12 protein-coding genes are annotated in these 13,983 nt (G+C 68.4%); 3 read left to right on the top strand and 9 right to left on the bottom strand.

The features are described from left to right. From AC3A3X_RS00920 to AC3A3X_RS00910, 3 genes are all read left to right on the top strand, one after another. Positions 1 to 1,614 (top strand): PepSY-associated TM helix domain-containing protein, encoded by a 1,614-nt coding sequence (locus tag AC3A3X_RS00920; RefSeq protein WP_487581344.1) that lies wholly within the window; start codon positions 1 to 3, stop codon positions 1,612 to 1,614. Between the two features lie 129 nt (positions 1,615 to 1,743). After that, positions 1,744 to 2,748, top strand: coding sequence for a cupin-like domain-containing protein (locus AC3A3X_RS00915; RefSeq protein WP_487581184.1), 1,005 nt, complete (start codon positions 1,744 to 1,746; stop codon positions 2,746 to 2,748). Continuing rightward, positions 2,748 to 3,617 (top strand): CPBP family intramembrane glutamic endopeptidase, encoded by an 870-nt coding sequence (locus AC3A3X_RS00910; RefSeq protein WP_487581183.1) that lies wholly within the window; start codon positions 2,748 to 2,750, stop codon positions 3,615 to 3,617. The genes AC3A3X_RS00915 and AC3A3X_RS00910 overlap by 1 nt, the downstream gene beginning before the upstream one ends. On the opposite strand, the gene AC3A3X_RS00905 is transcribed toward AC3A3X_RS00910, so the two are convergent. From AC3A3X_RS00905 to AC3A3X_RS00865, 9 genes are all read right to left on the bottom strand, one after another. After that, on the bottom strand, positions 3,614 to 3,865 hold the full coding sequence (locus AC3A3X_RS00905; protein ID WP_487581182.1) for a hypothetical protein: 252 nt from the start codon (positions 3,863 to 3,865) through the stop codon (positions 3,614 to 3,616). The genes AC3A3X_RS00910 and AC3A3X_RS00905 overlap by 4 nt on opposite strands. A gap of 13 nt (positions 3,866 to 3,878) precedes the next feature. Next, positions 3,879 to 5,300 carry a pyridoxal phosphate-dependent decarboxylase family protein gene (locus AC3A3X_RS00900; protein ID WP_487581181.1) on the bottom strand — a complete coding sequence of 474 codons (1,422 nt, stop codon included), beginning with the start codon at positions 5,298 to 5,300 and terminating at the stop codon, positions 3,879 to 3,881. Positions 5,301 to 5,386: 86 nt separating this feature from the next. Then, complete coding sequence (locus AC3A3X_RS00895) at positions 5,387 to 6,292, bottom strand: dienelactone hydrolase family protein (protein WP_487581180.1); 906 nt, start codon at positions 6,290 to 6,292, stop codon at positions 5,387 to 5,389. A 237-nt stretch (positions 6,293 to 6,529) separates the two neighbouring features. Next, the gene (locus tag AC3A3X_RS00890) at positions 6,530 to 8,386 is read right to left on the bottom strand and encodes a CocE/NonD family hydrolase (RefSeq protein WP_487581179.1); all 1,857 of its coding nucleotides are present in this window, start codon (positions 8,384 to 8,386) and stop codon (positions 6,530 to 6,532) included. Positions 8,387 to 8,542: 156 nt separating this feature from the next. Beyond that, positions 8,543 to 9,235: a DUF4124 domain-containing protein gene (locus AC3A3X_RS00885; RefSeq protein WP_487581178.1), complete on the bottom strand. Its 693-nt coding sequence runs from the start codon at positions 9,233 to 9,235 to the stop codon at positions 8,543 to 8,545. After that, the gene (locus AC3A3X_RS00880) at positions 9,235 to 9,993 is read right to left on the bottom strand and encodes a DUF4124 domain-containing protein (RefSeq protein WP_487581177.1); all 759 of its coding nucleotides are present in this window, start codon (positions 9,991 to 9,993) and stop codon (positions 9,235 to 9,237) included. Before AC3A3X_RS00880 ends, AC3A3X_RS00885 begins: the two co-directional genes overlap by 1 nt. A 13-nt stretch (positions 9,994 to 10,006) precedes the next feature. Next, on the bottom strand, positions 10,007 to 10,615 hold the full coding sequence (locus AC3A3X_RS00875) for a DUF1579 domain-containing protein (RefSeq protein WP_487581176.1): 609 nt from the start codon (positions 10,613 to 10,615) through the stop codon (positions 10,007 to 10,009). Between the two features lie 119 nt (positions 10,616 to 10,734). Next, a complete protein-coding gene (tsaC, locus tag AC3A3X_RS00870; protein ID WP_487581175.1) occupies positions 10,735 to 11,295 on the bottom strand; it encodes an L-threonylcarbamoyladenylate synthase type 1 TsaC in 561 nt (186 codons plus the stop codon). Positions 11,296 to 11,454: 159 nt separating this feature from the next. Continuing rightward, positions 11,455 to 13,944 (bottom strand): DNA topoisomerase I, encoded by a 2,490-nt coding sequence (locus AC3A3X_RS00865; RefSeq protein ID WP_487581174.1) that lies wholly within the window; start codon positions 13,942 to 13,944, stop codon positions 11,455 to 11,457. Between the last annotated feature and the right edge of the window lie 39 nt (positions 13,945 to 13,983).

Genomic DNA, 13,983 nt, shown 5'->3' with positions numbered 1-13,983 from the left:
ATCAAGCTCAAGTCCAATACCCTGCGCACCTTCACCAGCGTGCACACCTGGGTTGGCCTGGTCGCCGGCTTCGCGCTGTTCGTGGCGTTCTACGCCGGCGCGATCACCGTGTTCCACCACGACTTGCAGGCCTGGCAGACGCCGCATGCACCGATGTCGACGGAGCAGGGCCTGAATGACGCGCAGCGACTGCTCGACGAGACGCTGGCGCGCCATCCCAAGGCGCGCGAACACGTCGGCATGGTCTTCCCCGGCGGCGAGTACCCGCAGGCGGCCAGCTACTGGCAGGACGAAAGCGGCACCTGGCGCTACGCCACGCTCGACAACCTCGACGGCAGCGACAAGATGCCGGGCGGGGCGCTGTCGGAGCTGGTCAACGCGCTGCACTACTCGCTCGGCATTCCCGTCGCCGGCCAGTACCTGATGGGCATCGTCAGCCTGCTGTACGGGCTGGCGCTGATCTCCGGCCTGGTGATCCACCTGCCCAAGCTCGCCGACGACCTGTTCGCGCTGCGCCCGGGGCGCAACCTCAAGCGCTTCTGGCAGGACGCGCACAACGTCATCGGCGTGCTCAGCCTGCCGATGCACCTGATGTTCGCCATCACCGGCGCGCTGCTGTGCCTGGTGATGGTCGTGATGATGGCGCTCAACCCGCTGATCTATCGCGGCGGGCTGATGGCGGCGCTGGGGCCGGCGATGGATACCGCACCGGCGGCAACGGCCGCCGGACGCGAACAGCCGATGGGCTCGCTGGCGATGCTGCATGCGCGCTCGATGGAAGTTGCGCGCGCGCAGGGCCTGGCGTCGTTCGAACCGGCCTACTTCAAGCTGGCGCACGCCGGCGATGCCAATGCCACCATCGAGATCTCGGGCGAATCGCCCGGCTCGCTGGGGCCGGTCGGCGCGGTGGCGATGAACGCCAACACCGGCGCCCTGCTGGCAACGCAGCTGCCTGGGAGCCGCGATGCCAACCACGCCACGCTGGCCTCGGCCTACGCGCTGCACTTCGGCGAGTACGGCAACACCTGGGTACGCGTGCTGTATTTCGTGCTCGGTATCGGTGGCGCGTTCCTGTTCTATTCCGGCAACCTGCTGTGGGTCGAGTCGCGACGCAAGCGCCGCCAGCTCGAGCAGGGTGTGGCGCAGTTCGGCATGGCCCGCGCCACGGTGGGCGTGTGCATCGGCGTGTGCGTGGCGATCTCGGTGGCGTTCATCGCCACCCAGCTGGCGCAGTGGCCGGCCCTGCGCATTGCCGGCGACGGCGAGCTGACGATCAAGACCGCTTGCTTCGCCACCTGGGCGCTGTGCGCGCTGTGGGCGGCGCTGCGCCCGCCGGTGCGGGCGGCGCAGGAGCTGCTGTGGGTGGCGGCGGTCACCACCGCGTTCGTGCCGACGGCGCATGGCCTCGTTACCGGGGCCTGGCTGTGGGTGGCGGCGATGAAGGGCGAGTGGTCGCTGTTCGCCATCGATGCCGGCGCACTGGCCATGGCCTTCGGCTTCGGTTGGCTCGCGCGTGCCACCGGCCGCCGCGCCCGCGACGGCGAACCCAACAGTGTCTGGGCGGACCCGCGCGCACGCGCCGCGCAGGCGGCATCGAAGCTGGTCACCGACTAGGAATCGACCACGGGCCGGATGCTAGAGTCGGCGCGTCCTCACGGCGCGCACCAGGCAACCGGTCATGCAACTCAACCCCGGCGTCTTCGCTAGCATCAACATCCGCACACTGCGACTTGCACCAGCCTGATGCCGACCGCCATCGAGGAAATCGCGCCCGACGGGCCTCCGATCACCGCCGAACGCCTCGTCGACGGTGGCCGGCCCGTGGTGCTGCGTGGCCTGTGCCGGGACTGGCCGCTGGTGGTGCTTGCGCGACAATCGGACACTGCCTTCGCCCAGGCGTTGCTCGGTTACGACAACGGGACGCCCGTCGACGTGCTGGTCATGGCGCCCGACGCGGGCGGCGTGGTCGGCTACGACGCGCAGATGGACGGCTTCAACTACAAACGATTCCGCGTCACCGTAACCCAGGTGTTGCAGCGACTGGCTTCCTACAGCCGGTTGCAGGAAAAACCGGGGCCAGGGGTGGCCATGCAGAGCGCGCTGATCGCCGACAGCCTTCCCGGGATCCTGGACGAACATGCGCTGCCGCTGCTGGGCCCGTCCGCACGACCGCGCCTGTGGATGGGCAACCGCGTCACCACGCCGGCGCATTTCGACAGTTCGCACAATCTCGCCGTCGTCGCCTGCGGTCGTCGCCGCTTCACGCTGTTCCCGCCGGAGCAGGTGCGCAACCTGTACGTGGGGCCGCTCGACTTCGCGCCGACCGCGGCGGCGATCAGCCTGCCGCGGTTGCAGGGCCAGGACGATCCGCGCTTTCCACGGCTGCGTGACGCCATCGAGCACGCCCAGGTGGCCGAACTCGAACCCGGTGACGCGATCTACATCCCGCCGGTGTGGTGGCATCACGTCGAGTCGCTGGAAACGCTCAACGCGCTGGTGAACTACTGGTGGCGCCCGGAGGCGTACCCGGGGCATGTCGCCGAACCGGGCCTGGATGCGCTGGCGCACTGCATCCTCGCATTCAAGTCGTTGCCGCCGGCCGAACGCTCGGCCTGGAAGGCGCTGCTCGACCACTACGTGTTCGCCGACGAGGACCCGGCCGCGCACATTCCTGCAGCGCGGCGCGGGATCCTCGGGCCGTTGACGCCCGAGGTGGTGGCGAAACTGAAGCAGCTGGTGGGCCGCTGATGCCAGGCACGACACCAGCCGCATCGGGTGCAGCGCCACGGAGACTGCATCTGGCCTGGCAGGCGCTGCTGAAGCTGGTGCTGGCACTGGCCGCCGTCACCCTGTCGATGCTGCTGTTCCGGTCGCTGCTGCTGCCCGCGCTGGCGGCGGCGTTCCACCTGGCCGAGCCGACGACGGCCGTGCTCAGGCGCAGCGGCATCCTGGCGTTCGCCCTGCTCGGCTACTGGCTCTACGTCCGCTTCCACGAGAAGCGCGCGGCCACGGAGCTGCGCATCGTTCCGCTCGGCATCGTCCTTGGCGCGCTGTCGGGCGCGCTGCTGATCTCGATCACGACACTGTCGCTGTTCGCACTGGGCAACTACGAAGTGGTCGCGGTCCGCGGGATGCAGGGCGTGCCGCCGATCGCGGGCGCGATCCTGGTGGCGGCGATCATCGAGGAGATCGTGTTCCGCGGCATCGTGTTCCGCGCCCTCGAAGGCGCGCTGGGAACGGTCGCAGCGGTGCTCCTGCAATCGCTGGTGTTCGCGATCATGCACTGGTTCAATGCCGGTGCCGACCTGGCGATGGTGCTGGCGCTGACGCTGATTGGCGCGTTCTGGACCTGCGTCTTCATCGTCTCGCGCAACCTGTGGGTCGTCGGCTTGCATCACGCCGCCTGGAACTTCGCCATCTTCGCCACCGGCATCCCGCTGTCGGGCCTGGAAGACTGGCGCGCGAAGGCGCCGCTGGAAAGCATCTACCACGGTCCGGCCTGGCTGACAGGCGGCGAGTTCGGGCCGGAGACGTCCATCATCACGGCGGTGGTGGTGGTGGCCAGCATCGTGGTGCTGGTCCGGTGGACGCGGAAGCAGCAGGCCGCCAAGACCTAGCTGTACTTCAGCGCCAGCTCCGGGATCTTCGGCTGCAACGCGTAGAACAGGTCCTGGAACTCCTCCTCGGTGAGTTCGTCCGGCGCATAGACGGCCACCGGTTCGAGTTCGTGGTCGGTCGGCACGGGTGCGCGCGGTCCGGCGCGCAGCGAGAACGGCCTGCCCTTGTAGTCGACCACGTCGGGGGCCTGTTCCCAATGCTCGATTGCATAGTCGTCCGTGCTCAGCAGCAGGATGATTTCGACCACGGTGATGTTCCTCTCAGGAATGCTTCGGGGGATTGCGCAATGAACGGAACACGCGCGCGATCGCAGCAACGCTGCGGTCCGCATCGTCCCCGGTCGTGGCCCAGTTCGACACCGAGATCCGCATCGCCGCCTGGCCCTGCCAATTGGTGCCGCCCAGCCAGCAGGTGCCGTCGGCCTGTACGCCAGCGATGACCGCGCGGGTGGTGTCGTCGTCATCGTCGAAGCGGACCAGCACCTGGTTGAGCACCACCTCGTTGAGGATGCGCACGCCAGGCTCGCGTGCGAGCAGGTCGGCCATCTGCCTTGCCCGTGCGCAGCCGCGCTCGACCAGGTCGGCGATGCCGTCGCGTCCGAGCGCGCGCAGCGTGGCGTAGACCGGTACACCGCGGGCACGGCGCGAGAACTCGGGCACCCAGTCGACGGCGTCGCGTTCGGCGCCCTGCGTCTGGATCAGGTAGGCGGCGGCCGAGGTCATCGCGGCGCGATGGTCCTGGGCATGGCGGACCATGGCCACGCCGCTGTCGTAAGGCACGTTCAGCCATTTGTGCGCGTCGGTCGCCCACGAGTCGGCCAGCTCGATGCCGTCGGCAAGATGGCGCTGCGCGTCGCTGGCGCGCGCCCACAGGCCGAACGCGCCGTCGACATGCAGCCAGGCGCCGGCATCGTTGGCGATGCGGCCGATCTCGCGCAACGGGTCGCAGGCGCCGGTGTTCACGTTGCCGGCCTGCGCGCAGATGATCGTCGGGCCCTGCAGCGTCGCCATCTTCTCGCGCAGCGCATCGACGCGCATGCGCCCTTGTCCGTCGCTCTCGACGCGCTGCAAGGCGCGCGTGCCCAGGCCGAGGTAACGCATCGCCACGTCGATGGTGATGTGCGACTCGGCCGAGGCGATGACGTTGATGCGTGGCGCGCCGGCCAGACCGTCGGCCTCGACATCCCAGCCGACACGCCGCAGCACGCCATGGCGTGCCGCGGCCAGGCAGGTGAAGTTGGCCATCTGGCAGCCGGTGACGAAGCCGACGCCCGACTCGCGCGGCAGATCGAACAGCTCCAGCAACCACTGTGCGGCGACTTCCTCGACCACCGCCACCAGCGGCGAGATCGCGTAGATGCCGGCGTTCTGGTCCCACGTCGACACCAGGCAGTCGGCGGCGAGCGCCACCGGGTAGGCGCCGCCGATGACGAAGCCGAAGTAGCGCGGCGAGTTGCAGGCCACCGCGCCGCGCGCAACCTGCGCGGCGAGCAGGTCGATCACGTCACCGCCCTCGTCGCCCTGCCGGGGCAGGGGCACGCTCAGTGCCTGCAGCAACTCGTCACGGCTCGCACGCGCGCCGACGTGGCGGTCGGGCAGCGTGCGCAGGTAGGCCGAGGCGTGCCTGACCGCCTTCTCCAGGTATTCGTCGAACACGGCGGACGCGAAGCGGTCGGTGGCCATGGCGCTGTATCCCGTGGGAACGCGCAAAGCATACGGGACGCTTTGTCGTCACGCGGAGAACGCAGTGTTGCCGCGCGGCCGCGCCCTCAGTCGCCTTTGCGCAGCGTCCGGTTGAACAACGCGATCGTGCGCGCCCAGGCCTCTTTCGCGGCCTTCTCGTCGTAGCGTGGCGTGGTGTCGTTGTTGAATCCGTGTTGAGTGCCGGGCGGTTGGAACAGGGTGTAGCGCACCTTCGCGGCCTTCAACGCAGCCTCGTAATCGGGCCAGCCGGCGTTGATGCGTTCGTCGTTCGCGGCAAGGACGACGAGCAGTTCGGCCTTGATCTTCGGGACGTCCTCGGGCGGTGCGGCCGCACCATAGAACGGTGCGGCGGCAGCGAGGTCGGGCAGGCGCGTGGCAAGGAAGTTGGCGATGCCGCCGCCGTAGCAGAAGCCGACCGCGCCCATTCGTCCGTTGCCACCTTCGATGCCGGCCAGCATGCCGGCCGCGGCGACGAAGTCCTCGCGCGTCTTGGCCTGGTCGAGCTGGCCGAACAGTGTGCGCGCCGAGTCCTCGTCGCCCGGATAACCGCCCAGCGGGAACAACGCATCGGGTGCGAAGGCGATGAAGTCGGCCAGTGCCAGCCGCCGCGTGATGTCCTCGATGTGGGGGTTGAGGCCGCGGTTCTCGTGAACCACCAGCACCAGCGGCAGCGGGCCGCGCGCCTTGGCCGGGCGCACCAGGTAGCCGCGACCGGTGCCGTAACCCTGTGGCGAAGCGAACTCGACGTGCTTGGCCAGCAGGCGCTTGTCGTCGGGCTTGATCTGCTGCGCCGCTGCGAACTGCGGGCTCAGTGCGGCGAGCAGTCCAGCCGCACCGGCGGCGCCTGCAGCGAAGCGCGCGGCACCGGCGAGGAAGCCCCTTCGATCGATCGCGCCGTGGACGTACTGGTCGAACAGGCGCAGCACTTCGGGATCGAAGTCAGTGGCCTTCAGGCGAGGAGGGTTCGGCATGACGGTCTCCGCAGGGGTCGGCTGGGACGTCTCCACGCCACCAGCGCTTCGGGATGCCGAGCATACCGTTCCGCAAAGGTCGGGGCGGAGGTTGGAGCATCGTCATCCCGGCGAACGCCGGGATCCAGGCTGGGACCGCGTCCGGAGAGCAAGAGCAACGTCGCTGGGTCCCCGCCTTCGCGGGGATGAAGGCAAACCGGCGCAATCGCACCTGTTCCGCGGACGGCTTCGCTACCGCTACTCCTGTGGCTCCGGCATCGCCAGCACCGGAAGCTCGAGGTAGGAACCGCTTTCGCCACCGACGTGGACGCGATTGAGGGCCCGCGCCGGCACGGACTCGTCGAAGTTGCGGCCGCCGGTGTTGAGGTTGCGCTCCAGCCGCGGAAAGCTGCTGCTGGTGACGTCGAGGCGGATGCGGTGTCCACGCGGCACCAGGTAGGCGATCGAACGCATGTCCACGGTCAGCTCGTAGGTCTGGCCGGGCGTCATCCGGGTCGGGCAGAAGATGCCGTCGCGATAGCGTGCGCGTAGCGCGCCTTCCTGGATGTTGGTGGCGTGTCCGTCGGGCCACACGTGCACCAGGCGGGCGACGAAGTCGGTGTCGGGCGCCGAGGACGAGACGGTCAGGTGCGCGCGCAACGGTCCGACGATGCGCATCGGTGCCTCCAGCGGAGCCGAGGTGTAGACCAGCACGTCATTGCGGGTTTCGACATCGCGCTGGTCGACCGGCCCGGACAGCGCATGCGGATCGGCGCTGCAGCACAGCGGCCCGCCGCGCGAGGGCGCCGGATCGAGCGGGTCGTAGAGGTAACCGTCGGAGTGCTCGCTGCTGTCGGGTTGCGGGCCCAGCGTGCCATCGCCGTCGCGGGTGTTGGCCTTGCCGCCACTGCGCAGGTACCAGCGCTGGTGCCGTGCCTGCACCGGCGGCCAGGTGCTTGAACTTAGCCAGCGCTGCTCGCCGACGACGAAATACAGGTACGGCGGCAGGCTGGCCAGGCCGTCGCCCTTGCCGCGCAACCAGTAATCGAACCACTGCAGATACCACTGCCGGTAGGGCTGTTCGGCATTGTGGATCGGCAGTTCACCGAAGCGGCCCAGGTCGGCGATCGTTTCATGCTCGCAATGATTGCCCGGCGCGATGATGACGTGCTGGTGCGCCGCTGCCTGCGGCGATGAACGACGCACCGCTTCGCTGATCGCCAGCGTGCCTTCGATCGTCGGGTCGCCCCAGGTGTTGATCACCAGCGCCGGCGTGGTGACGCGGTCGGCATCGGTGACGTAGTCCAGGCCATTCCAGCCGGCGTCACCGAGCGGAGTCTGCACGAAGTCATCGTAGGCGTTCGGCCCGGGCCGCGCGCGCTGGACCAGGTCCTGCACCGGCAGCTGTGGCAGCAGGCCGGCCATCGCCGGAACGTCCGGTGCACCCGAGTGCGGCATCTTGCCGCCATGCTTGGAGAACCAGCCGGCGGTGCCGGCCAACTGCAGGACGCCGCCTTCGAACGCACCGAAGTACTCGGCGTTGCCGGCGAGCAATCCGGCGGCGCCACCGGCCGCGCCCGGGATCATCGCCGCGTGCGCGGGATGGTTCGCCCGGGCCAGCGAGTACTGCAGCTCACCCAGCGCCGAGCAACCGATCGTGCCGACCTTGCCGTTCGACCAAGACTGCTGCGTGATCCATTCCAGCGTCGCCACGCCATCGCCGGTGGCATGGCGCCACGGCACGAAGCCTTCGCCTTCGGATTCGAACTTGCCGCGCACGTCCTGCACCAGCACCGCATAACCGTGGCGGGCGAAGAACATCGCATCGCCCAGCGCCTCGCCGTAACGCTTGCGGTCGTAGGGCAGGCGGATGAAGACGGTGGCCAGCGGCCCGCTCGCGCCGCGCGGCCGGTACAGCGTGCCGGCCAGGCGGACACCGTCGGGCATCGTGATCCACACGCGCTCGTCGATGCGCACGTTGAACAGCAACGCCCGCACCGGCAGTTGCCAATGCGCCGGAATGTAACCGCGCAGGGTGTAGACCAGGCCGGCGGCCACCGAGGCGACCATCAGGCACGTGATGATCAGCAGCCACCAGAAGGAAGCGGGTCGCACCGCGGACAAATCCATCTCCAAGTCGGCGTTCCTTGCGGCACACGCAGTAGTCGGGACAGTCGCCGGACAGCGCGTGCGACGCTTCGGTAAACGCATTGAACCGGGTAACCAGGCCAGCTGGGGCCAGCCAAAAAGCCCGGCCCGCACGTTGCATGCTCAGGGGGCCGCGCAACTGCTCCCGTCGATGATCGCGCGCAGGCGCTTGGCCTCGGCCTGAGCGTACGCGCGATTGTCGCCGCCACCAACCGACTGCGATTCGACATCGTTCAGCCGCTGCGACCAGCCCTGGCACAGCAGGGCATCGGGCACCGGCTGGCACTGGTCGTCGACCATCTGGCAGGCCGAGCCGGCGGCGGTGCCGCTGGTCCCGTCCAGGCCGGTGATCGCCACCGGCACGCAGCGCGGCGGCGGCTGGGCTTCGTCGCCGAGGTAACGGTGGCCTTCCCAGGTGCGGCACTCGAACAGCGGCGGCGGCGATGTTCGTGCGCCGCGATCAGTGGCAGGCGGTACTGTCGCAGCCGGTGCGGGCGCCGTCGCTGCAGGCTCGGTAGCTGCAGGTGCTGCAACTGCAGCTGGCGGCGCTGCGGGCGAAGGTGCAGCTGCAGCCGGGGCGGACGTGGTGCTACCGGAGAGGAACTGCGCGCGAGACTGCGACGGCGCCGCCTCGACCACGCGCTTGACCTCCTTGCTGCCCTTCGGGCACGGCGTGCCGTTCTGCAGCGTCACCGCGCCGCTGGCATCGGTGCAGCGATAGATCGTCACCTGCGCCTGCGCGAGCGGCGCGGTGGCAAGCAACAGCAGCAGGCACGTCAGTCGTCGCCGCGCGACGCTCCCCCCGGTCGACCGCATCAGGCATCACCGCAATCATTGGCCAGGCGTGCATCGATGCCGCGCTGCTCCACGTCGATCTGCTGACGCTCGCTCTGCAGGGCACTGTTGTAGGCGCGCCCGAGTTCCCAGCGGCGATCACGCAGGCGTGCGCAGACTTCCTGCTGCGGCAGTTCGCTGCAGGCGTCGCGGACCCAGGAACCGGGGCCGTACGGGTCATAGACGAACTGACCGCCCATCGGCGGTCCGGGCTGCGTGCCCGACGGCCGGCCGGGACGCCCGCCGATGTTGTCGCCGAGCGAAGTGCGCGAATCCACCACCGGATAGCCCAGCGCCCACAGCGGCATCCAGCGCGGGTTGCCCTCGCCGGTGTCGCTCATGTAGCTGGTGCCGTCGGGCGTGGTGCATTCGTACATGGGCTTGGGTGGTGTCATCACGATGTAGCGCGTGGTGGTGGCAGGCGCTGCCGCCGTGGCGGCCGTGGCCGCCGCCGCACGCGACGGAGCGCGCGTTGTCGTCGCCTTGGCCTTGGCGCGCTTGGGTGGATCCTTGGGCCGCTGCATTTCCTTGGCCTGTTGGGTCTCGCACTTGTGGCACGGGGTATCGCGCAGGGTCAGCTTGCCCGCGCCATCGGTGCAGCGGTAGATGGTGATGTCGCCAGCACTCACGATCGCCGGCACCGAGGCGAGAAGGAAAGCGAGCAGGATGGGACGGCGCGACGACATGCGCGCAGCATGCGCCGTCGACGGCATCGGCGAAAGGTGCGAATGGGCGATCATGGCCGCGGCTCCCTCACTTCTGTCGCGTGTAGTCGATCTGCATCGTCTTGGCTTCCTTGCCTCCACGGGTCTCGTACATCTCGAACACCTGGTGATCGTTGTCGACGACGCGCACGACCTGGCGCACCGGGATCTTCGCGCCGTTGGACGCCGGGTCGGCCATCTCGCCCAGGTAGGTGTAGGTCTTCGTCGCCGGGTCGTAGTCGCCGTGCGACACGTACATGCCGGTCGAGCCGCTGTCCATCCAGGTGCTGTAGTACTTGCCGGTGACGTTGTCGTACCCGTTGAAGCCGACGCCTTCGAACGGCTGGCCCATCCACTTGCTGCGGAAGTCCTGGCGGATGTGGCGACCACCCAGCACCAGCGTGTTGGTGGCAGAGCCGGTTTCGGTCAACGGCGGTGCGGACGGGTCCATCCACATCGTCTGTTTGGTGGTCCATTTGCCGACCATCGCGGCCAGCTGCTTGTGCTGTTCGCCCGGTTTCGCGGCCACTTCCCAGGCTTGCATCATCGCCTGCTGCTCGGGCGAGAGTTGTGCTGCCTTGGCGGACTTGTCCTGTGCCGCCAGAGGAAGCGCGGCGAGCAACGCCAGCGTCAGCAGAGAAATCTGCGAGATCTTCATGACGGCCTCCCGTTGGGCCTGGTCTGCGTGGCGTTGCCGATCAACGCCCGGCGCCGGGACGCTACGACCTCAGCCGTTAAGCCAGCGTGGACCGTTAAGCCAGCGTGCCGATGGCTTGACTATGCGCGCAACTGGTCGCCGCTGCGGGCGTCGCGGATGGCAGTGGGCGACGCCAGTCCGCCGGTTTCACCCGCGCTGACGCCGTCGAGCTGGACCAGCAGGCGCGGATCGAGCGCATCGCGGGCGTGCACGGGCGGCTCGCCGCTGAGGTTGGCGCTGGTGGACACCAGCGGCCCGCCGAACGCAGCGCACAGGGCAATGACCGTCGGATGGGCGCTGACGCGCACGGCGACGCCGTCGTGGGCGCCGGTGATCCAGCGCGGCACGCGCGCGGTGGTCGGCACGATCCAGGTGTTGGGACCCGGCCAGGTCGCCAGCACCGCCTCGCGGCGCGGCGGTGACAGCGCCTGCCAGTCGAGCAGACCGTCGATCTGATCCAGCGTGCCGGCGATCAGGATCAGGCCTTTTTCGACCGGCCGCTGCTTGATCGCGAGCAGTCGCATGACCGCGGCTTCATCGAACGGGTCGCAGCCCAGGCCCCAGACGGCTTCGGTCGGGTAGGCGATGACGGCGCCGTTTCGCAGGGCGGTGGCGGCTTCGGTGGGGGTCAGTTGCGGCATGGGGGAAGGATAGCGGGCAAGGCCTGCCCTCATCCGCCCTTCGGGCACCTTCTCCCGCAAGCGGGAGAAGGGATCAAAAGCCCATCCCTCTTGAGGATGAGGGAGGATCTCAAAGCCCCTCTCCCGCTTGCGGGAGAAGGGTTGGGGTGAGGGCAGCCCTCAGGCCTTGGCCTTGGCGACCTTCTTCACCACTTTCTTCGCAGGCGCCTTCTTGGCCACCGCCTTCTTCGCTGCCGTCTTCTTTGCAGCCTTCTTGGCCGGTGCCTTCTTCGCAACAGCCTTCTTCACCACCGCCTTCTTGGCCACCTTGACCGCCGGTTCCTTCTTCGCCGGCGCCTTCTTCTTGCCGAAGCGGCCGCGCACCGGCTTGCCGGTATCGGCCAGCAGCTGGGTGACTTCCTCCAGCGTCAGCGACGCCGGCTCACGGTCCTTGGGAATCTTGCCGTTGAGCTTGCCGTCGCTGATGTACGGGCCGAAGCGGCCATTGAGGACCTGGATGTCGCTTCCGTCCCACTGCTTGATGATGCGGTTGCGGGCGATCTCTTCCTTCTCTTCGATCAGGAACACCGCGCGCTCGAAGTCGATCGTGTGCGGGTCGTCTTCCTTCGGCAGCGATGCATACACGGTGCCGCGCTTGGCGAAGGGACCGAAGCGGCCGATGCCGACGCTGACTTCATGGCCATTGCTCTGGCCCAGCTTGCGCGGCAGCTTGAACAGCTCCAGCGCGTCGGCCAGCTCGATGGTGTGCATGCTCTGGCCGGGACGCAGCGAAGCGAACTCCGGCTTCTCCTCGTCCTCGACCGTGCCGATCTGCGCATACGGCCCATAGCGACCCAGGCGCACGCTGACCGGCTTGCCGCTCTTGGGGTCGGTGCCCAGTTCGCGCGCGCCGGTGGCTTCGCTGCGGTCGACCGACTCGGTCTTGTCGTCCACCAGCTCCTTGAACGGGCCCCAGAACTTCTCCATCAGCGGCACCCATTCCTCTTCGCCGCGCGACACCGCATCGAGCTCGTCCTCGAGCTTGGCGGTGAAGTCGTAGTCGACGTAGCGGGTGAAGTGGCTGGAGAGGAACTTGCTGACCGCGCGACCGACATCGGACGGGCGGAAGCTGCGACCCTCCATCTCGACGTACTTGCGGAACAGCAGGGTCTGGATGATCGAGGCGTAGGTCGAGGGACGGCCGATGCCGTATTCCTCGAGCGCCTTCACCAGCGCCGCTTCGGTGAAGCGCGGCGGCGGCTGGGTGAAATGCTGGTCGGCGTGGATGCGCTCGAGCGGCACGCGGTCGCCGATCTTCATCAACGGCAGCTTGCGGCCCTCGTCCTCGTCCTCGCTGGTCTTGGTGTCCTTGCCTTCCTCGTAGACGGCCAGGAAGCCCGGGTCGACCACGGTCGTGCCCGAGGCGCGGAAGCTGTGCTCGCTGCCGGCAGCCAGGTCGACCGAAACGGTGTTGAGCGTGGCCGGGACCATCTGCGAAGCGACGGCGCGCTTCCAGATCAGCTCGTACAGGCGGCGCTCGTCGTCGCTGAGGAAACGCGACACCTGCGCCGGCGTGCGCAGCGCCGACGTCGGGCGGACCGCTTCGTGCGCTTCCTGCGCGTTCTTGGACTTGGTCTGATAGGTGTTGGGCTTGTCCGGCAGCGCGCGCGTACCGAAGTCGCGCGCGATCACGTCGCGGATCTCGCCCAGCGCTTCTTCCGACAGGCTGACCGAGTCGGTACGCATGTAGCTGATCAGGCCGACCGTGCCCTCTTCGCCGAGAGTCACGCCTTCGTACAGCTTCTGTGCGACCTGCATGGTCTTGCGCGTGGTGAAGCCGAGCTTGCGCGAACCTTCCTGCTGCAGCGTGGAAGTAGTGAACGGCGGCGACGGACGACGCTTGCGCTCCTTGCTGGCGACGTCGGTGACGTGAAGGGCGCCGTTGGCAGCCTTGACGATGCGCTGGCGCGCGGCCTCGGCGGTGTCGCCGTCGGTGACGGTGAACTGCTCGAACTTCTTGCCGTCGAGCTTGTTGAGCTTGGCGGTGAAGGTCTGGGTCGGATGCGCGCACTCGGCCTCGATCGACCAGTACTCGCGGGCGATGAAGGCTTCGATCTCTTCCTCGCGCTCGACGATCATGCGCAAGGCCGGCGACTGCACGCGGCCGGCGGACAGGCCGCGCTGGACCTTGCGCCACAGCACCGGCGACAGGTTGAAGCCGACCAGATAGTCGAGCGCGCGGCGTGCCTGCTGCGCATCGACCAGGTCGGTGGCGATCTGCCGCGGCTGGGTCATCGCCTCCTTGATGGCGCGCGGGGTGATCTCGGTGAACACCACGCGCTGCAGCGTCTTGCCTTCGAGCAGGCCGCGCTCGCGCAGGATCTCGGCGATGTGCCAGCTGATCGCCTCGCCCTCGCGGTCCGGGTCGGTCGCCAGGTACAGCGCGTCGGCGCTCTTGGCAGCCTTGGCGATGGCGTCGACGTGCTTCTCGTTCTTCTCGATCAGGTCGTAGCGCATGGCGAAGCCGCGATCGGGATCGACCGCGCCCTCCTTGGGCACCAGGTCGCGGACGTGGCCATAGGAGGCCAGGACGGTGAAGTCCTTGCCTAGGTACTTGTTGATCGTCTTGGCCTTGGCAGGCGACTCGACGATTAGGAGATTCTTGGCCATGGGGGCTCCGCAGGACCTGTTCCGGTGCTGCTGGCGGTT

The organism is Lysobacter sp. Soil_N_23 (assembly GCF_057656135.1).
This window is presented reverse-complemented; position numbering and strand designations above follow the sequence as displayed.